General features: G+C 68.1%; 18 protein-coding genes. 10 read left to right on the top strand and 8 right to left on the bottom strand.

Annotated features, from left to right (window positions below):
* Positions 1–74: 74 nt before the first annotated feature.
* Positions 75–965, bottom strand: coding sequence for a LysR family transcriptional regulator (locus ACQZ13_RS18520; protein ID WP_431046937.1), 891 nt, complete (start codon positions 963–965; stop codon positions 75–77).
* Between the two features lie 157 nt (positions 966–1,122).
* Here ACQZ13_RS18520 and ACQZ13_RS18515 point away from each other — a divergent pair, with 157 nt between their 5' ends.
* Positions 1,123–2,142 carry a Bug family tripartite tricarboxylate transporter substrate binding protein gene (locus tag ACQZ13_RS18515; protein ID WP_431046935.1) on the top strand — a complete coding sequence of 340 codons (1,020 nt, stop codon included), beginning with the start codon at positions 1,123–1,125 and terminating at the stop codon, positions 2,140–2,142.
* Positions 2,143–2,149: 7 nt separating this feature from the next.
* Positions 2,150–3,877, top strand: a complete 1,728-nt coding sequence (locus tag ACQZ13_RS18510) for an IlvD/Edd family dehydratase (RefSeq protein ID WP_431046933.1) — start codon at positions 2,150–2,152, stop codon at positions 3,875–3,877.
* Positions 3,878–3,890: 13 nt separating this feature from the next.
* Here the strand turns inward: ACQZ13_RS18510 and ACQZ13_RS18505 are convergent, their stop codons facing one another.
* Both ACQZ13_RS18505 and ACQZ13_RS18500 read right to left on the bottom strand, forming a co-directional pair.
* Positions 3,891–4,478 (bottom strand): TetR/AcrR family transcriptional regulator, encoded by a 588-nt coding sequence (locus ACQZ13_RS18505; protein WP_431046931.1) that lies wholly within the window; start codon positions 4,476–4,478, stop codon positions 3,891–3,893.
* A 74-nt stretch (positions 4,479–4,552) separates the two neighbouring features.
* Positions 4,553–5,713, bottom strand: coding sequence for an iron-containing alcohol dehydrogenase (locus tag ACQZ13_RS18500; protein WP_431046929.1), 1,161 nt, complete (start codon positions 5,711–5,713; stop codon positions 4,553–4,555).
* A 143-nt stretch (positions 5,714–5,856) separates the two neighbouring features.
* Here ACQZ13_RS18500 and ACQZ13_RS18495 point away from each other — a divergent pair, with 143 nt between their 5' ends.
* The 8 genes from ACQZ13_RS18495 to sodC all read left to right on the top strand — a co-directional run bounded on the left by ACQZ13_RS18495 (position 5,857) and on the right by sodC (position 12,046).
* Positions 5,857–6,882, top strand: a complete 1,026-nt coding sequence (locus ACQZ13_RS18495) for an alpha/beta hydrolase (protein ID WP_431053282.1) — start codon at positions 5,857–5,859, stop codon at positions 6,880–6,882.
* Positions 6,879–7,763, top strand: coding sequence for a YbgC/FadM family acyl-CoA thioesterase (locus tag ACQZ13_RS18490; RefSeq protein ID WP_431046927.1), 885 nt, complete (start codon positions 6,879–6,881; stop codon positions 7,761–7,763). Before ACQZ13_RS18495 ends, ACQZ13_RS18490 begins: the two co-directional genes overlap by 4 nt.
* A 57-nt stretch (positions 7,764–7,820) precedes the next feature.
* Positions 7,821–9,131, top strand: a complete 1,311-nt coding sequence (locus ACQZ13_RS18485) for an AAA family ATPase (protein ID WP_431046925.1) — start codon at positions 7,821–7,823, stop codon at positions 9,129–9,131.
* On the top strand, positions 9,128–9,802 hold the full coding sequence (locus tag ACQZ13_RS18480; protein WP_431046923.1) for a retron system putative HNH endonuclease: 675 nt from the start codon (positions 9,128–9,130) through the stop codon (positions 9,800–9,802). Before ACQZ13_RS18485 ends, ACQZ13_RS18480 begins: the two co-directional genes overlap by 4 nt.
* A gap of 120 nt (positions 9,803–9,922) precedes the next feature.
* A complete protein-coding gene (locus ACQZ13_RS18475; protein ID WP_431046921.1) occupies positions 9,923–10,519 on the top strand; it encodes a DUF3455 domain-containing protein in 597 nt (198 codons plus the stop codon).
* A 35-nt stretch (positions 10,520–10,554) separates the two neighbouring features.
* On the top strand, positions 10,555–10,803 hold the full coding sequence (locus ACQZ13_RS18470) for a hypothetical protein (RefSeq protein WP_431046919.1): 249 nt from the start codon (positions 10,555–10,557) through the stop codon (positions 10,801–10,803).
* A gap of 184 nt (positions 10,804–10,987) precedes the next feature.
* Complete coding sequence (locus tag ACQZ13_RS18465; RefSeq protein ID WP_431046917.1) at positions 10,988–11,491, top strand: tetratricopeptide repeat protein; 504 nt, start codon at positions 10,988–10,990, stop codon at positions 11,489–11,491.
* Between the two features lie 18 nt (positions 11,492–11,509).
* On the top strand, positions 11,510–12,046 hold the full coding sequence (gene sodC, locus ACQZ13_RS18460; RefSeq protein ID WP_431046915.1) for a superoxide dismutase [Cu-Zn] SodC: 537 nt from the start codon (positions 11,510–11,512) through the stop codon (positions 12,044–12,046).
* Between the two features lie 84 nt (positions 12,047–12,130).
* On the opposite strand, the gene acnB is transcribed toward sodC, so the two are convergent.
* The 5 genes from acnB to ACQZ13_RS18435 form a co-directional block, all read right to left on the bottom strand.
* Positions 12,131–14,719, bottom strand: coding sequence for a bifunctional aconitate hydratase 2/2-methylisocitrate dehydratase (gene acnB, locus ACQZ13_RS18455; protein ID WP_431046913.1), 2,589 nt, complete (start codon positions 14,717–14,719; stop codon positions 12,131–12,133).
* A gap of 87 nt (positions 14,720–14,806) precedes the next feature.
* Complete coding sequence (locus ACQZ13_RS18450) at positions 14,807–15,253, bottom strand: type II toxin-antitoxin system VapC family toxin (RefSeq protein ID WP_431046911.1); 447 nt, start codon at positions 15,251–15,253, stop codon at positions 14,807–14,809.
* Between the two features lie 4 nt (positions 15,254–15,257).
* Positions 15,258–15,524 (bottom strand): AbrB/MazE/SpoVT family DNA-binding domain-containing protein, encoded by a 267-nt coding sequence (locus ACQZ13_RS18445; RefSeq protein WP_431046909.1) that lies wholly within the window; start codon positions 15,522–15,524, stop codon positions 15,258–15,260.
* Positions 15,525–15,776: 252 nt separating this feature from the next.
* Positions 15,777–16,346, bottom strand: a complete 570-nt coding sequence (locus ACQZ13_RS18440) for a hypothetical protein (protein WP_431046907.1) — start codon at positions 16,344–16,346, stop codon at positions 15,777–15,779.
* Positions 16,347–16,620: 274 nt separating this feature from the next.
* A complete protein-coding gene (locus ACQZ13_RS18435; protein WP_431046905.1) occupies positions 16,621–17,631 on the bottom strand; it encodes an HpcH/HpaI aldolase/citrate lyase family protein in 1,011 nt (336 codons plus the stop codon).
* Positions 17,632–17,694: the final 63 nt, after the last annotated feature.

The raw sequence follows: 17,694 nt of genomic DNA, 5'->3' as shown, positions 1-17,694 counted from the left end.
GGATGCTTTGGCAGGTGATTAGAAGTCTACGAGGCTTGAATGGCCTAACCGCCTGTTTTGCCAGGATTTATCGGTCAGCGCTTGCGCTTCGCCTTCGGCGCGAACAGCGCCTCCGCCTGCTCCAGGAACATCCGCGCCAACGGCGCGCGCGGGCTTTGCGCGCTCCAGACGAAGCCGCTCTTGCGGACCGGCGCCGTGCCGGGCAGGGGCACCTTCTGGATCGACAGCCCGCTGGACCACAGCGCCGACCAGTCCGGCAGCAGCGAGATGCCCAACCCCTGGTCCACCATCGCCGCGATGGACATCAGGCCGTTGATCTCCAGCCGCCGTCGCGGGGTCAGGCCTTGCTGGCGAAGGTAGCGATCTGCGAGTTGACCGCCGAGCACCGACCGGTCGTACTGGATGAAGGGCTCCGTGCGGAGCAGGTCGTGCGCGTCGCGCCGGGCGAGTTCCTTGGGTGCGACGACGACGAGCGGCTCGGTCATCAGCTCTCGCCACTCGCAGGTCTTGGGGATCGCGAACTGCGGCTCCACCACCACCGCGGCGTCGAGGTCGCCGGCCGCCACCATGCGGACCAGCTCCGTCGACGCGTTGGAGACCACCGAGACCGAGAGGTTGGGGTGGCTCGCGTACAGCCGCCGCAGCACCGGCGGCAGCACCGTCGTGAGCGCCGAGACGAACGCGCCCAGCCGCAGTTCGCCCAACTGGACCTTCTCGTTGGCGAGCGCGCGGAGGTCGCGCTCCTCGCGGAGCATGTTGCGCGCGCGGTCGAAGATGTTGAGCCCCGCCGCCGTCGGCTTCACCGAGCGCCCCGAGCGCCGGATCAGCGGCGTGCCGAGGTCGTCCTCCAGCGCCTTCAGCCGCGCGGCGACCGCCGGCGCGGTCATGTCCAGCCGTCGGGCCGCCTCCGCGATGGAGCCGCACTCCACCGTCGTCACGAAGCTCTGTACGTAGCGCAGATCCATGTCCTCGTCCCTCGTCCTTCATCGCGCCGGCCCGGACCGGTGTTCCGGAACATAAGGAATTTTTTGCTCTGAATCAATGGGAAGCAAATTGTTCTCAGGTCGTGTTTGACGAAACATGCGACCCACAACAGCGCCATCCTCAAGGCCAGGAGACAACATGCCCAGCTCTTCCCATCCCAAATCCGGAGTCGACAGACGCCAGGTCCTCGCCGCCGCCGCAGGCGTCGCGGCGTCTTCGCTCGCGCTCGGCGGCTCCGCCGTCGCGGCCACCTGGCCGGACAAGGTCATCACGATGATCGTCCCGTTCTCGCCCGGGGGAGCCACCGACATCATCGGCCGCATCCTCGCGGCGGAGCTCTCCACCGGACTCGGCAAGCAGGTCATCGTCGAGAACCGCGCCGGCGCGGGCGGCAACCTCGGCGCGCAGGCCGTCGCCAAGGCCGCGCCCGACGGCTACACGATCCTGATGGGCGCGATGACCTCGCACTCGACCATCGCCACCCTGGAGAAAGGCAAGGTCCGCTACGACCTCGTCAAGGACTTCCAGACCGCCGCCGTCGTCGGCAGCGTGCCGCTGGTCTTCGTCGCCAACACCTCCGTCCCCGCCAAGTCGCTGAAGGAACTCGTCGCCTACATCCAGGCCAATCCCGGCAAGGTCTCGTTCGGCTCCTCCGGCGCCGGCGCGCCGCAGCGCATGGCCTCGGAGATGCTCAAGCTCCAGAGCAAGCTCGCCACCGACAACATCCCCTATCGCGGCAGCGGCCCGGCCGTCACCGACCTGATCGCGGGCCAGCTCCAGTTCATGGCCGAGACCGTGCCGGCGGTCCTGCAGTTCATCAAGGGCGGCAAGCTGACGCCGCTGGCCGTGGCCGCGTCCACGCGGGATCCCAACCTGCCGGACGTGCCGACGACGGCCGAGGCCGGCTTTCCCAACCTGGAGGTGACGTCGACCTTCGGCGTGCTGGTGCCGGCGGGCACGCCGGCCGAGGTCGTGGCGCGCCTGAACGCGGAGATCTACAAGGCGCTGCGCAAGCCCGAGGTGCTGGCACAGTTGGCCCAGCAGGGCGTGGTGGCGCAGGCGCCGCTGACGCCGGCCGCCGCGCAGGAGCGCCTCAAGGGCGAAGTGACGAAATGGGCCAAGGTCATCGCCGCGGCCAACATCAAGGCAGACGAGTGAGGCAGCTGTGAGCGATCAACCCAAGGGCCTGAAGAAGGGCCTGACCAACTACGGCGACCAGGGCTTCTCGCTGTTCCTGCGCAAGGCCTTCATCAAGGGCGCGGGCTACACCGACGATGCGCTGGACCGACCGGTCATCGGCATCACGAACACCGGCAGCAGCTACAACCCGTGCCACGGCAACATGCCGCAGCTGCTGGAGGCGGTGAAGCGCGGGATCATGCTCGCCGGCGGGCTGCCGATGGACTTCCCGACGATCTCGGTGCACGAGAGCTTCTCGGCCCCGACCAGCATGTACCTGCGCAACCTGATGTCGATGGACACCGAGGAGCTGGTGCGCGCGCAGCCGATGGATGCGGTGGTGCTGATCGGCGGCTGCGACAAGACGGTGCCGGCGCAGCTGATGGGCGCGGCGTCGGCGGGCATCCCGGCGATCCAGCTGATCACCGGATCGATGCTCACCGGCAGCCATCGCGGCGAGCGCGTCGGCGCCTGCACCGACTGCCGCCGCTACTGGGGCAAGTACCGCGCGGACGAGATCGACGACCAGGAGATCGCCGACGTCAACAACCAGCTCGTCGCGAGCGTGGGGACCTGCTCGGTGATGGGCACGGCCAGCACGATGGCCTGCGTGGCGGAAGCGCTCGGCATGACGGTGCCGGGCGGCGCGTCGCCGCCGGCGGTCACGGCGGACCGCATCCGCATCGCCGAGCAGACCGGCGCGCAGGCGGTCGAGCTCGCGCGCAAAGGGCTGACCATCGACAAGATCCTGACGCCCGCCGCGTTCGAGAACGCGCTGCGGGTACTGCTCGCGATCGGCGGCTCCACCAACGGCATCGTGCACCTGACCGCGATCGCAGGCCGCATGGGAATCGACATCGATCTCGCGGGGCTCGATCGGTTGGGGCGCGAGACGCCGGTGCTGCTGGACCTGAAGCCGTCGGGCCAGCATTACATGGAGGACTTCCACCACGCGGGCGGCATGGCGACGCTGCTGCGCGAACTCAAGCCGCTGCTGCGCCTGGAAGCGATGACGGTCACCGGCCGGACGCTGGGCGAGGAGATCGAACGCCACGGCGAAGGCTTCAAGCAGGACGTGGTGCGGTCCTTCGACCGGCCCATTTATCCGCAGGGCGGCCTGGCCGTGCTGCGCGGCAACCTGGCCCCGGGCGGCGCGATCATCAAGCAGTCGGCGGCGGATCCCAAGCTCATGGCGCACGAGGGCAGGGCGGTGGTCTTCGAGAACAGCGCGGACCTGGCCGCGCGCATCGACAGCGACGACCTCGACGTGACCGCCGACGACATCCTGGTGCTGAAGAACATCGGACCGAAGGGCGCGCCGGGCATGCCCGAGGCGGGCTACATCCCGATCCCGCGCAAGCTGGCGCGGGCGGGGGTGAAGGACATCGTGCGCATCTCCGACGGACGCATGAGCGGCACCGCCTTCGGCACCATCGTGCTGCACGTGACACCCGAGGCGGCTGTGGGCGGCCCGCTTGCGCACGTGCGCAACGGCGACCGCATCCGGCTGAGCGTGAAGGACCGGGAGATCGCGCTGCTGGTGTCCGATGAGGAACTCGCCAAGCGCGCCGCGGAGAACCCGGTCGTCGAACCGACGGCGGAACGCGGTTATCGCAAGCTGTTTCTGCAGACGGTCACGCAGGCCGACCAGGGCGTGGACTTCGATTTCCTGCGGGCGGTGAAGACCACGGGCAAGGCGCCCGAGGACCGCTGACAGGAACGGACGATCAGACCGGCTGGGTCAACTTGACGATCGCCGGCTGCACGATCGCGCCGAACGCCTTCGGATCGTCGACCGCGCGGGCCACCAGCATCGCGCCGTGCACGACGGCCATGAAGGCGCGCGCCGAATTGGCCGGCGTGCCGACGAGGTGGAACTGTCCCGCCGCCACGCCGCGCTTGAGCACCGACGCCAGCCACGCGCCCAGGTCGTGGAAATGCCCGCGCACTTCCACCGCCACTTCCTCGGGGATCGTCGGCATCTCCGTGGCCAGCATCGCGCAGATGCAGAACGGATGCTCGCCGCTGCGGATGCAGCCGGCCCAGTAGTTCGCGTAGGCGTTCAGCTCCGCCAACGGATCGTTGATCTGGCGCTCCAGCCCGGCCAGGCCGTTGCGCGCGTCCTCGCGATAGAGCGAGACCACGCGCTGGACCAGCACCGCCTTGCTCGGGAAGTGGTGGTGGATGCTCGCCTTGGTGATCTTGACCCGCTCCGCCAGGTCGGCGTAGCTGAAGCTGTTGTAGCCGCCGGAGACCAGCAGCGAACGCGTGTGCGCGACGATCTCGGCGGCCTTGGGGGAGAGCTCGACGGTCATGGGGCCCGATTCGGATGAACGAGGCCCCATTCTACCGGTTGTCTACTAGTTGGTAGGGAGGGTCGGGAATCGCCTCACATCGACTCGTCCAGCATCTTCCGGTAGTCGCTCGCCGAGGCCTCGCGCGGATTGGTCTTGTGGGTGTGATCGTGCAGCGCGCGCTCGACGATCTGCTCGTGGAGGTCGACCGTCACGCCCATCTCGCCCAGCCCGGCGGGCAGGCCCAGCCGCTGGTTCATCGCCTTCACCGCCCCGGCGAGCTCGTCGGCCGGCGTGCCTTCCTGAAGGTTCATCGCGCGGCCCATGCGGGCGATCTTGTCGTCGCGCCGCATCGAGTCGTGCATCCCGTTGAAGCGGATCACCGCCGGCAGGAACACGGCGTTCAAGGTGCCGTGATGGAGTTTCGGCATCAGGCCGCCGAGCGCGTGACTCAGCGAGTGCACGCAGCCCAGCCCCTTCTGGAAGGCGAGCGCGCCCATGGTGCTCGCCGCCATCATGTCGAGGCGGGCGTCGATGTCGTCGGGATGCGTCGTGGCGCGTTCGATCTGTCGCCAGCCGCGTCGCAGTCCTTCCAGCGCGATGCCGTCGGCCGGCGGGTTGAAGGCCGAGGACATGAAGGTCTCCATGCAGTGCGCGATCGCGTCCATGCCGGTCGCCGCCGTCAGCGCGGCGGGCAGCTTGCGCGTCAGCTCCGGATCGCAGATCGCCGACTTGGGCATCAGCTCCCAGTTGTGGAAGCCCAGCTTGCGGCCGTCGTCCACGATGATGATCGCGCCGCGCGCGACTTCGGAGCCGGTGCCCGCGGTCGTCGGCACCGCGATCAGCGGCACTGCCTTTGTCGTGATGTTGCCGGCGCCGCCGAGGATGGTGGCGTACTTCGTCAGCGGTCCCTCGTGCGTCGCCGCGATCGCGACGCCCTTGGCCAGGTCGATGCTCGATCCGCCGCCGATGGCGATCAGCCCGTCGCAGCCGCGGGCGCGGAACAACTCGACGGCCTCACGCACGGCGGCCTCGGTCGGATTGGGCGGCGTGCCGTCGTAGACGGGCATGGCGGCGGCATCGATCGGCGAAGCGGCCCAGGCCTCCAGGACCAGGTCCAGCACGCCGGCGGCGCGCACGCCCTTGTCGGTGACGATCAGCGGCTTGCCGATCCCCGCGCGCACGCATTCGGCGCCGATGAGCCGGCGCGCGCCGGCCTCCAGATGGATGTGGGTGAGGTACTGGATCAAGGCCATGAGCGAGGGTCCTTTGCCTGGTGATGACGGGCCGCGGCGGCGCGAGCCCGCGGGGTCTGGGAGAATCCCGCGATTGGGGCTTGGCAGACAGCCGAGCCTACGCCCTGGAGTTCCCGTTGAGTAGCACCTTGTTGACACCGCGGATGGCCGCGGTGCTCGAGCGCATCCACCGCGCCAACCGCCCGTCGTTCCACAGCCTCACGCCCAAGCAGGCCCGTATCGCCTACCTCATGGGCGCCGAGATCCTGGACCTGCCGCGGGCGCCGCTGCCGCGCATCGAGAATCTGGCAATCCCCGGTCCCGCCGGCGACATCGGCGCGCGCCTTTACGCGCCGCTCACGCGCGAGGACGCCGCGACGCGGCACCCTGAAGGCCTGCCGGTGCTGCTGTACTTCCACGGCGGCGGCTTCGTGATCGGCAGCCTTGAAACCCACGACAGCCTGTGCCGCCAGCTGGCGCTGCGCACGGGCTGCGCGGTGGTCGCGGTCGACTACCGGCTTGCGCCCGACCATCCGTTCCCCGGTGCCGTCGACGACTGCTGGGCCGCGCTCGAATGGCTGGCGACGGCCGCCGCCGACCTGGGCCTGGACCGCGCGCGCATCGCCGTCGGCGGCGACAGCGCCGGCGGCACGCTGGCCGCGGTGACGGCGCTGCACGCCCGCGACATCCGCGACCGCCTGGGCCTGTCGCTGGCGATGCAGCTGCTCATCACGCCGGGCGCGACCGCGCACGCGGACACCGATTCGCACCGCCGCTTCGCCAAGGGTCATCTGCTGGACGCCGACACCATCGCGTGGTTCTTCAACCAGTACATCCCGGCGGAACAGCGCGAGGACTGGCGCTTCGCGCCGCTGCAGGCCGAGGACCACGAAGGCCTGGCCCCCGCGACGCTGATCCTGGCCGAGGCCGATCCGCTGATCGACGAAGGCATCGCCTACGCCGACCTGCTGCGCGCCAACGGCAACGAGGTGCGGCTGGAGCTGTACCGCGGGGTGACCCACGACTTCATCAAGATGGGCCGTAGCATTCCGGAAGCCGAGCAGGCGCTGGACGCCTGCGCGGACGCGCTGAGGACGGCCTTCGGCCTGCCGGCGCCTTCCGCCGCTTCTGCCCCCGCAACGCCTTCGACTTCCTCGACTCCTTCGACATCGCCCCAGGCTTCCGCATGAGCACCACCGCCACCGCCGCCGGCATGAGCCGCGACCGCTTCCGCTTCTTCGAACGCCTGCGCGTGCGCTGGGCCGAGATCGACGCGCAGCAGATCGTGTTCAACGGCCACTACCTGACCTACTTCGACACGGCGGTCGGCGGCTACTGGCGCGCGCTGGCGCTGCCCTACGCGCCGACGATGGCGTCGCTGGAAGGCGATCTCTTCGTCCGCAAGTCGACGATCGAGTACCTCGGCTCGGCACATTACGACGAGCTGCTCGACATCGGCGTGCGCACCGAGCGCGTCGGCACGACCTCGATGACGGTGAGCTGCGCGGTCTTCCGCGGCGACGAGTGTCTGGTGCACGGCGAGCTGGTCTACGTCTTCGCCGACCCGGCGGTGCGCATCCCCAAGGCGGTGCCGCAGGCGCTGCGCGACCTGCTGCTGGGCTTCGAGCGCGGCGAGGCGATGACCGAGGCGCGCGTGGGCAACTGGGCCACGGTGGGCGAGGACGCGCACCGCATCCGCCAGGCCGTGTTCGTCGAGGAGCAGAAGATTCCCGCCGAGATGGAATGGGACGCCGCCGACGAGAGCTGCACGCACGCGGTGGCCTACAACCGGTTGGGCCGGGCGCTGGCCACGGGCCGGCTGCTGGAGCACGTGCCGGGCGTGGCCAAGATCGGCCGCATGGCGGTGCTGTCGTCGATGCGCGGCAGCCGCGTCGGCCGCCAGGTGCTGGACGCGCTGATGCAGGCGGGCAGGGCGCAGGGCTACCGCGAGGTGCTGCTGCACGCGCAGCTCAGCGCCGAAGGCTTCTACACCCGCGCCGGCTTCCAGCGTCGCGGCCCTGTGTTCGAAGAGGCCGGGATCGCGCACGTGGAGATGGTGCGGAGCCTCTGAGCACTGCTCGGCGAGGGTGTCGGCTCGTGGGAAGATCGGTGGGAGAGGGCACCCCACATGTATATCCAACGCATCGAGCTGAAGAACTATCGCGGACATGAGCATCTTGTCGTGCCGTTTCAGCGCGGCATGTCGGTCATCGCCGGCATCAACGGGACAGGGAAGACATCGCTGCTCCTGGGCCTGTTCGAGGCCTTGACCCACGCCGTTCCGGCGCTCCCCGACGCCAGCAGCCTTGCGTTCACGGAGGCAGGCTGCGCCCGTGTCAAAGTCATTTCGCCGCACGGCCGTTCTCGATTCGAAGAGCAGTACCCGATTCAGGTGAAGGTCGACGCCGAGGTCTTGGGTTCGCGAACGTCCTGGGAGGTCGTTTCGTCGCTGCCTGGTGTCAAGCGCTGCGAGGGAACACCGCCGGCGCGACCGCTCTGGGATCAGATGGTGGCGAGCACCTTTGGCTTCGAAGGGGCACCGCTGTCGACCGCTCCTGTGATCGCGTTCTACCGGGATGCACGAGCGTGGCGGTCCGGGCCGATCAAGGAAGTCGATGCGGCGATGGAGCGGAACTCTCGTATTGACGGGTATGAAGCCTGGGCGGATGCAGGATTGAGCGCCAGCGCATTGCAGCGATGGGTTGTGGCGAAGTCCCTTGAACGCCTGCAGGCCGTTTCGCAGTCCGTGCAGGCTGTCTCGACTTTCGAAGGGGATGAACTCGGCCAGATCAATCGCGCGTTGCGATCAGTGCTGGCGGCGTTTCAGTCCATTCACTTTGATATTCAGAGCAAGAAGATCCTCTCCGAATGGCTGAGAGACGACCACGCGCCCAACGATCTGATCTCATTCGAACACCTCAGTGCGGGGCAGCGCGCCGTGATCTGCCTGGTCGCGGACATCGCGCGTCGCATGTGTCTGCTCAATCCGCACTTGGGCGACGATGTGATCGGACAGACGGCAGGCATTGTGCTCATCGATGAGATCGACATGCACCTGCATCCTGAATGGCAACGCGCGTTGACACGTGGGCTGACCAAGGCGTTCCCAAAGGTGCAATTCATCGTTGCCAGCCACTCGCCGCAGGTCATTGGCGAACTGCCTCATGACCACGTCATTCTGCTGACGCCGGAGGGCCCGGTGAACCCTCCAGGCAGCTTTGGCATGACTTCGAATCAAGTGCTCCAGGAGCTGATGTCGGCGGAGGTCCGTGCGACGCCGGTTAAAGCGAGCCTGGATGAGATCGACGAGGCGCTTACGCGAAACCAGCTGGACGTGGCAGAACAGAAGATCGACGAACTCTCCAAGACGGCGCCCGAGCTGCGTGAGTTGATCGGCAAGGAGGCCTTGCTGCAGCGGAAACGGACTTTGGGACGATGAGGTACATCGCAAAGCGGGAGTCACCGCAAGCATTCGAGCGGTGGAAAACTGAAGGGGACGCCGATTGGGACCCCCGATATGTCGACTTGGGAGGGGAGCGGAAGCGCGATCTCCATCAAGCTTTGCGCGAGGAACAGGGGCATCTTTGCTGTTACTGCGGAGGCGAGATCTCGGAATCCGACAGCCACATTGAGCATTTCCGCCCTCAGTCGAAATTTCAGAGTCTGGATCTCGACTATCCCAATTTGCATGTCTCTTGCGTGCGCACGCCGAAAGGAGCGCGATCCGCTTGGCATTGCGGGCACGCTAAGCAAAGTGAGTTCTGTGAGGAACGGGCCGTCTCGCCGATCGACGAAGCTTGCGAGGGGCGTTTCATCTATGCGCTTCAGAGCGGCGCTGTGTATGCAACCGATCCCCACGACGCTGGCGCCAAGTACATGGGGAAACTATTGGGGTTGGACGTAGAAGTGTTGCGGGAGCGGCGTCGAGAAGCGCTCGAGGAAGTCTTCAATGACGAATTTGTGGAGTCGACCAATGAAGAACAACTTCGTGCCTTCGCGCAGACATGGCGACAACCTGCGGAGGACGGAAGGACTCGCAAGTTTGGTCATGTCCTGGCTCGCTACGCCGAGCAAATGATCGAAGAGATGCGGCAGGCCGCAAAGCGCTGAAGCGCATGGGTGCGCTCAGACTGGATCTGAGCAGGCTGCATCCATCCCGGACCCGTCTCCGTAAGTGGATGATGTGCGGCATCGACGCCGCTCGTTCCTCCATCCTCCCAGGAGACTTCCATGATGCGTTTGAGCACCGCCGTCCTGTCCGTTCTCGTCTTTGCCGCCTGCGCGAGCGCGCAGGCCTCCCGTCCTTCTCCGGACGAACTGTCCCGACTGCCGGACGATCCGCCGAGCGCCGGCGCGGCGGGCGCCGCCGAGGTCCCCGCGGCGCTGCGGCCCGCCGACGGCGCGCGCCAGCTGCTCCAGGTCCATGCGACCGGCGTCCAGATCTATGAATGCGCGCAAGCCGCCAACGGCGCCTGGGAATGGCAGTTCCGCGGACCTGAAGCGACGCTGTTCGACGCGCGCGGCACCAAGATCGGCGACCACGGCGCCGGTCCGTTCTGGCGTCTGGAGGACGGCTCCCGCATCGTCGGGCAGGCCAAGGCCTCGTCCCCGGCGCCGACCGCCGGCGCCATCCCCTGGCTGCTGCTGACGGTGAAGTCCCGCAGCGGCGTCGGCGGCCTCGATCCGGTCGACAGCGTCCAACGCCTCAACACCGTCGGCGGCGTCGCGCCGCCCGCACCGGATTGCGTCGCCGCAGCCGCCGCTCGCACCGTCCGCGTCGGCTACAGCGCCGACTACCTCTTCTGGGGCGTCGCGACGGCGCGCTGAGCGCGTTCCTTGCCCGATCATCCCCGGTCCTGGCAGTGAACTACGACCGTCCCGAGCTGGTGGACCACCTCTCGTGCGAGTACGTCCTGGGCACGCTGCAAGGACCCGCGCGACGTCGCTTCATCGCCTTGATGCGCGACTCCCCGCCGATCGCCGAGGCGGTCGCGCAGTGGGAGCGCCGCTTCGAGGCGATGGAACGATGCCTGTTGCCGATCCCGCCGCCGGTCTCGACCTGGCGGGCCATCGAGCGTCGGCTGTTTCTCACCCTGGTGCGAAGCCGATGAACACGGATTGCGCGTGGAACGAGTGGGGGAGGGGCGTCGACCCGGCGCCGCATCAACACGAGGTGAAGGCCGGGGCGCCGGACGAATCGTTACAACGATTTTTCGACCGCGCCTGCATCCGCCTTCACACCAAGCCCGTAGGTCAAGGAGCAGGATGTCCTGCATCACGTTTGAGGAGCAACACATGAAGACTTTGAAGCTGCTGTCCCTGGTGGCCGCCGTCGTGGCGCTGACCGGTTCCCTGCAATCCGCCTCGGCCGCCGACATGGCCCCGTCGCAGGCCGCCGCCCCCGCGCCGTCGGCCAACCGCCTGGCCGCCGCGCGTCAGCTGATCGACGCCCGCCAGTGGGACGCCGCCCGCGACGAACTCAAGCGCGTCGACGACCGCCGCAGCGCCGACTGGAACAACCTGATGGGCTACGTGTCGCGCAAGGCCGCCACGCCGGATCTGGCCGCGTCCGAGCGCTACTACGACGAAGCGCTGCGCATCGACCCGCACCATCGCAACACGCTGGAATACTCCGGCGAGCTCTACCTGATGAAGGGCGACCTGGCGAAGGCGCAGGCCCGTCTGGCGACGCTGGCCGCCGAGTGCAAGTCGTCCTGCGAGCAGCACACGGAACTGAAGGACGCCATCGCGCGCTACCAGGCCAACGGCAACAAGTACGTGGCCAAGAGCGGCTGGTAAGAAGTCAAGGAGTCTGAAATGAACCTCGTGAAGTCGTTGTGTCTGGGCCTGCTCGTGTCCGGCGCCGCCCTGTCGGCCGCCCACGCCGCCGAGCTGACCGTCAATCTGTCCATGGCCCAGGCCGACGGCCCCGGCGCGTCCGCCGGCACGGTGCGCATCGTCGAGACGCCCTACGGCCTGGCGTTCTATCCGCAGCTGACCGGCCTGCCGCACGGCGTGCACGGCTTCCATGTGCATGAGAACCCGTCGTGCGCGCCGTCCACCGCCAACGGCACGGTGACGCCGGCCGGCGCCGCCGGCGGCCACTTCGATCCGAAGGGCAGCAAGCACCACGGCGAACCGTGGGGCGACGGCCATCTCGGCGACCTGCCCCCGCTGTACGTCTCGCATGACGGCCAGTCCAGCAATCCGGTGCTGTCTCCCCGCCTGATGAAGATCGACGAGATCAAGGGTCACGCGCTGATGGTCCATGCCGGCGGTGACAACCACTCCGACCACCCGGCACCGCTGGGCGGCGGCGGAGCGCGCGTCGCCTGCGGCGTCATCGGCGGCTGAGCGGACGCATGAATGCAAAGGGCCCGGAGGTTTGCACCTCCGGGCCCTTGTTCCTTGGGGGCGACCGTCAGGTCGCCCCTGTCATCACGCGACCGTCTTGGCCGTTTCCGCGTATTCCTCGATCTGGTCGAAGTTCATGTAGCGGTAGACGCTGGCCTTGTCGGCGTCGATGACGCCCATTTCCTTGAGGTACTCCTCCTTGGTCGGCAGGCGGCCCAGGCGGGACGCGATGGCGGCCAGCTCGGCCGAGCCCAGGAACACGTTGGTGTTCTTGCCCAGACGGTTGGGGAAGTTGCGCGTGGAGGTGGAGATCACCGTCGCGCCCTCGCGGACCTGCGCCTGGTTGCCCATGCACAGCGAGCAGCCCGGCATCTCGGTGCGCGCACCGGCCGTGCCGAAGGCGGCGTAGTGGCCTTCCTTGATCAGCTCGCTCTGGTCCATCTTGGTCGGCGGCGCGACCCACAGCTTGACCGGGATGTCGCGCTGGCCGCCCAGCAGCTTGGCCGCCGCGCGGAAGTGGCCGATGTTGGTCATGCACGAGCCGATGAAGGCCTCGTCGATCTTGGTGCCGGCGACGTCGGACAGCATCTTGGCGTCGTCAGGGTCGTTCGGGCAGCAGACGATCGGCTCGGTGATGTCGGCCAGGTCGATCTCGATCACGGCCGCGTATTCGGCGTCCTTGTCCGCTTCCAGCAGGTCGGGCTTGGCCAGCCAGGCTTCGACCTTCTCGATGCGGCGCTGCAGCGTCTTCGCGTCGGCGTAGCCGTCGGCGATCATGTTCTTCATCAGGACGACGTTGGAGCTCAGGTACTCCTTGATCGGCGCCGGATTCAGCTTGATCGTGCAGCCGGCGGCGGAGCGCTCGGCGGACGCGTCGGACAGCTCGAACGCTTGCTCGACCTTCAGGTCGGGCAGGCCTTCGATCTCCAGGATGCGGCCCGAGAAGATGTTCTTCTTGCCGGCCTTGGCCACGGTCAGCAGACCGGCCTTGATCGCGTACAGCGGGATCGCGTGCACCAGGTCGCGCAGCGTCACGCCCGGCTGCATCTCGCCCTTGAAGCGCACCAGCACCGATTCCGGCATGTCCAGCGGCATCACGCCGGTGGCGGCGCCGAAGGCGACCAGGCCCGAACCCGCCGGGAACGAGATGCCGATCGGGAAGCGCGTGTGCGAGTCGCCGCCGGTGCCGACGGTGTCGGGCAGCAGCAGGCGGTTCAGCCAGCTGTGGATCACGCCGTCGCCCGGACGCAGCGAGACACCGCCGCGGTTGGAGATGAAGGCGGGCAGCTCGCGGTGCGTCTTGACGTCCACCGGCTTCGGGTACGCGGCGGTGTGGCAGAAGGACTGCATCACCAGGTCGGCCGAGAAGCCCAGGCAGGCCAGGTCCTTCAGCTCGTCGCGGGTCATCGGGCCGGTCGTGTCCTGCGAACCGACGGTGGTCATCTTGGGTTCGCAGTAGGTGCCCGGACGCACGCCCTGACCCTCGGGCAGACCGACCGCGCGGCCGACCATCTTCTGCGCCAGCGTGAAGCCGGCCTTGGTTTCAGCCGGGGCTTGCGGCAGGCGGAACAGCGTCGAGGCGGGCAGGCCCAGGAACTCGCGCGCCTTGGCGGTCAGCGAGCGGCCGATGATCAGGTTGATCCGGCCGCCGGCGCGGACTTCGTCGAACAGCACGTCGCTCTTGAGCTTGAACTCGGCGACGGTCTGGCCGTTCTTCACCAGCTTGCCGTCGTAGGGCAGCACGTCGATGACGTCGCCCATCTCCAGGCCGCCGACGTCCACTTCGATCGGCAGCGAGCCCGAGTCTTCCTGCGTGTTGAAGAAGATCGGCGCGATCTTGCCGCCCAGCGTCACGCCGCCGAAGCGCTTGTTCGGGACGAAGGGGATGTCCTGGCCAGTGGCCCAGATCACCGAGTTGGTCGCCGACTTGCGCGACGAACCCGTGCCGACGACGTCGCCGACGTAGGCCACGACGTGACCCTTCTTCTTCAGTTCCTCCAGGAACTGCATCGGGCCGCGCTTGCCGTCTTCCTCGGGCTTGAAGGCCGCGTCAGGGCGCGTGTTCTTCAGCATCGCCAGGTAGTGCAGCGGGATGTCCGGGCGGCTCCAGGCGTCCGGCGCCGGCGACAGGTCGTCGGTGTTGGTTTCGCCGGGGACCTTGAAGACCGTGACGGTGATCTTCTTTTCCACTTCGGGGCGCGAGGTGAACCACTCCGCGTCGGCCCAGCTCTGCATCACGGCCTGCGCCTGGGCGTTGCCCGCCTTGGCCTTGGTCGCGACGTCGTTGAAGTAGTCGAACATCAGCAGGGTCTTCTTCAGACCCGCGGCGGCGACGCCGGCGACTTCGGCGTCGTCCAGCAGCTCGATCAGCGGATGCACGTTGTAGCCGCCGACCATGGTGCCCAGCAGCTCGGTGGCCTTGGCCTTGGAGATCAGGCCCACCTTCAGGTCGCCGTGCGCGACGGCGGCCAGGAAGCTGGCCTTGACCTTGGCGGCGTCGTCCACGCCCGGGGGAACGCGATGGGTCAGCAGGTCCAGCAGGAAGGCGTCTTCGCCGGCCGGCGGGGTCTTGATGAGCTCGATCAGCTCGGCCACCTGCTTGGCGTCGAGCGGCAGCGGCGGGATGCCGAGCGCGGCGCGTTCGGCTTCGTGTTGGCGGTAGGCTTGCAGCATGCGAACTCCAGTCGTTGTCTCTGCTTGGGTCAAAAGTCGGTCTGAAAAACGGGTCTGAGAATCAGGCCAGAAAACGGGGTCGGTCGATCACGGCGCGCTCGGCACGATGACCTTCAGGCCCTTGAAATAGTCCCGGAAGAATCCGTGATCGCGGGTGATCAGGCCGTCGCACTGCAGCATCGCGTGCGCACCGACCAGGAAGTCGGGCATGGCGCGCGATGAGGCGGCGGCGACGGCGGCGTCGATCTTCGACGCGCCGCCCTTGTCGGCGAGCCGTTGCTTGAACTTGCGTTGCATCTCGCCGGCGCGGATCGCGGCGCGCTGGTCGATGGCCAGGAAGCTCAGGCCCATCTCCTCCAGCGCGTCCATCACCTCGGAGCCGTGGCCCAGGCCGGCGGTCACCTCGGACAGCACCACGTCGCACAGCACCACCGGACCGCTGGACAGCGCCAGGCGCAGCGCGGCCTCGGCCGCGTCGGCGCCGGGCGCGTCGCCCAGGAGGTCGATGAGGACGGAGCTGTCGACGGCGATCATCGGATCAGGCGTCCTGGGACTCGTCGGCGGGGTCGGTGGGCTCACCGGGCGCGCGGCCGCGCAGGTCGCGCATCACGTCGTCGGTGGCGGTGCCCTCGGGCAGCTTGAAGCGGCCGCGGGCGCGGGAGATGGCGTCGTCGACGTTCTTGCGCAGGATGATGCGGGCGCCGTCCAGTTCGACCTTGAGCGTCGTGCCCTTGGTCAGTCCCAGCGCGTCGCGCACGGCCTTGGGCAGGGTGATCTGACCTCGTTCGGCGACGGTGGCTTCCATGCGGGCTCCTGGCGATCCTGGGAGATTAGGCGACGACTCTGGCGAATTCATGACCGCAGGGTGCGGCGTCGCACCAACGGTATGAACCAGAAAGTATGCATGAATTGTACGTACTTCCGGGTTCCGAAAGCCAGCGCCAGCCCGGAAGCCTGAGCAGCGCAGTATGGATAACCGTCCTGTGGAAGGCGCGCCGGGGGAGCGGGCAAGAAAAAGCCGCCTCAAGAGGCGGCTTCGTCCGGCGAGGCGCGATGTTTACTGCGCGCTCGGGGTGATGCCCAGGCCGCCGCCGGCCGGAGCCGAGGCGGAGCGCGCGGCTTCGATCGCGGCGCGCTGTTCCGGATGGACGCAGTCGTCGACCAGGCGCTGGCCGGCCTTCACGTCCAGCAGCATCGACTTGTTGGCGATCTGGACCATCAGCGTGCGGCCGGTGACGTCTTCCAGGCGCAGCGCGCCGGTGGTCGACAGCACGGGCTTCATCACGAAGGTGTCCTTCTTGAAGGCCACGTTGATGTAGCCCGCGTCCTTGGCGTTCGGCTCGATCGTGATCGACTGCTTGAACTCGCACTCGTACAGGCCGAGGTAGGCGCGCTTGGCGGCGGCCAGCTGTTCCTCGTTGGCTTCGGGCAGCGGCGGCGGCGGGGCCTTGACCGGGGCGGCCTTCTTGGCGGCGGCCGTCTTCGGGGCGGGCTTGGCGGCTGCGGGCTTGGCCGGCGCAGGCTTGGCGGTGCCGGTGTTGGCGGCGGGCTGGGCGGCGGCGATGCCGGCGGTCAGCGTCAGCGCGGCGGCAGCGGCGCCGGAGAGGAGGAGGGCGGTCAGTCGCATGGGAGGGGCGTGGCAGTGGGACCTGGAAGTGGGACCTGGAATTCCCAGCCGAAGCAATGACTGGAAAAACGAAACGCCGGAACCCGGCGATGCGCAATTGTCACCGCGGGTCCGTGTCGAAAAACCCGGATTTAATGTGTCAAAGGGTTGATCGACGCTAGGGTCTGCACGGGTTGTGCGCGCTCCGGGGCACGGCGGCGCCCGTTTTGCCCCCGGTGGGGTGATCGCAGCGTGAACTCCTGCACGAACGGCGCCGCTGCACTTTGTTTCGCGATCAGAGCGGCGACGGGTGCGGCGTGAACCACGCCTGCTCGACTTCCGCCGGCAGGTCCTGGCCGGTGCCGTGGGCGCGCTGCAGCAGATGCCAGAAGAGGCGGTAGCTGGCGCGGTCGTGGAGCATGTCCCGGTGCTGGATCGGCGCCCACTGGGCGGCCTGTGCGGCCTGGAGGATGTCGATCGCTTCGTCGATCTCCGCGACGCTGGGGGCGAAGGCGTCGATGATCGGCTGGATCTGGTTGGGGTGGATGCTCCACATCCGCGTGTAGCCCAGCTCGCGCGCGGCGCGCTGGGCGGCGGACTGGATCGCGCGTTCGCTCTTGAACTCGGTGACCACGCAGTGCGACGGCGTCTTGCCGTAGCTGTGCGCGGCGGCGGAGATCGCCAGCTTCGCGCGCTGCACCAGCGGGTGCGTGAACTGGCCGTCGACCGTCAGCGCCGAGCGCGGGATCGCGCCGCGATGCGCGGAGACGAAATCCATCAGGCCGAAGGAGAGCGACTCGATGCGCGGATGCGCGGCGATCGCCATCACGTCGCGCAGCGCGCCGTGGGTCTCGATCAGCGTGTGCAACGGCAGCGGCTTGCGGATGCCGTGGCGCTTCAGGCTGTCGTCGATGAACGCGATGGCGCGGCTCAGGTCCTCGATGCCTTCGGGCTTGGGGATCATCAGGAAGGCGAGCTTCTCGCCGCCGCCGGCGATCACGGCGTCAACGTCGGCTTCGAAGGCCGGGTGCCTGAACGGATGCACCCGCACGCCGACGCGGCCGTGTGCGTTCAGCGAGCCGTTCAGCAGGTGCAGCACCAGCAGCATGTGCTCGGCCTCGCCGCCGATCGGTGCGCCGTCCTCGCAGTCGAGCGTGATGTCGAACACCGGCCCCAACCGCACCTGCAGCTCCAGGCTCTTGAGCATGCGCGCCTCGACGCCGCAGTAGTGGTCGACGACCGGCAGCACGACGGGCGCCTGGCCTTCTTCGAACAGGGCCTGGGCGGGAGTGAGGAGGGCGGTCATGCGAGGAGGGGTGATGAGGGGCGGGAAAGAAGAAGGGCCGGCCTTCTTGCGAAGGTCGGCCCG

It is taken from the genome of Roseateles sp. L2-2 (genome assembly GCF_050613215.1).
GTDB lineage: Bacteria > Pseudomonadota > Gammaproteobacteria > Burkholderiales > Burkholderiaceae_C > Roseateles > Roseateles noduli.
This window is presented reverse-complemented; position numbering and strand designations above follow the sequence as displayed.

Coding starts and splice junctions, on each gene's coding strand:
- ACQZ13_RS18445 (WP_431046909.1), bottom strand. CDS start 15,524: ATGGAAGCCACCGTCGCCGAACGAGGTCAGATCACCCTGCCCAAGGCC.
- ACQZ13_RS18450 (WP_431046911.1), bottom strand. CDS start 15,253: ATGATCGCCGTCGACAGCTCCGTCCTCATCGACCTCCTGGGCGACGCG.
- ACQZ13_RS18500 (WP_431046929.1), bottom strand. CDS start 5,713: ATGGCCTTGATCCAGTACCTCACCCACATCCATCTGGAGGCCGGCGCG.
- ACQZ13_RS18520 (WP_431046937.1), bottom strand. CDS start 965: ATGGATCTGCGCTACGTACAGAGCTTCGTGACGACGGTGGAGTGCGGC.
- sodC (WP_431046915.1), top strand. CDS start 11,510: ATGAACCTCGTGAAGTCGTTGTGTCTGGGCCTGCTCGTGTCCGGCGCC.
- ACQZ13_RS18440 (WP_431046907.1), bottom strand. CDS start 16,346: ATGCGACTGACCGCCCTCCTCCTCTCCGGCGCCGCTGCCGCCGCGCTG.
- ACQZ13_RS18475 (WP_431046921.1), top strand. CDS start 9,923: ATGATGCGTTTGAGCACCGCCGTCCTGTCCGTTCTCGTCTTTGCCGCC.
- ACQZ13_RS18465 (WP_431046917.1), top strand. CDS start 10,988: ATGAAGACTTTGAAGCTGCTGTCCCTGGTGGCCGCCGTCGTGGCGCTG.
- ACQZ13_RS18490 (WP_431046927.1), top strand. CDS start 6,879: ATGAGCACCACCGCCACCGCCGCCGGCATGAGCCGCGACCGCTTCCGC.
- ACQZ13_RS18485 (WP_431046925.1), top strand. CDS start 7,821: ATGTATATCCAACGCATCGAGCTGAAGAACTATCGCGGACATGAGCAT.
- ACQZ13_RS18480 (WP_431046923.1), top strand. CDS start 9,128: ATGAGGTACATCGCAAAGCGGGAGTCACCGCAAGCATTCGAGCGGTGG.
- ACQZ13_RS18515 (WP_431046935.1), top strand. CDS start 1,123: ATGCCCAGCTCTTCCCATCCCAAATCCGGAGTCGACAGACGCCAGGTC.
- ACQZ13_RS18435 (WP_431046905.1), bottom strand. CDS start 17,631: ATGACCGCCCTCCTCACTCCCGCCCAGGCCCTGTTCGAAGAAGGCCAG.
- acnB (WP_431046913.1), bottom strand. CDS start 14,719: ATGCTGCAAGCCTACCGCCAACACGAAGCCGAACGCGCCGCGCTCGGC.
- ACQZ13_RS18505 (WP_431046931.1), bottom strand. CDS start 4,478: ATGACCGTCGAGCTCTCCCCCAAGGCCGCCGAGATCGTCGCGCACACG.
- ACQZ13_RS18495 (WP_431053282.1), top strand. CDS start 5,857: ATGGCCGCGGTGCTCGAGCGCATCCACCGCGCCAACCGCCCGTCGTTC.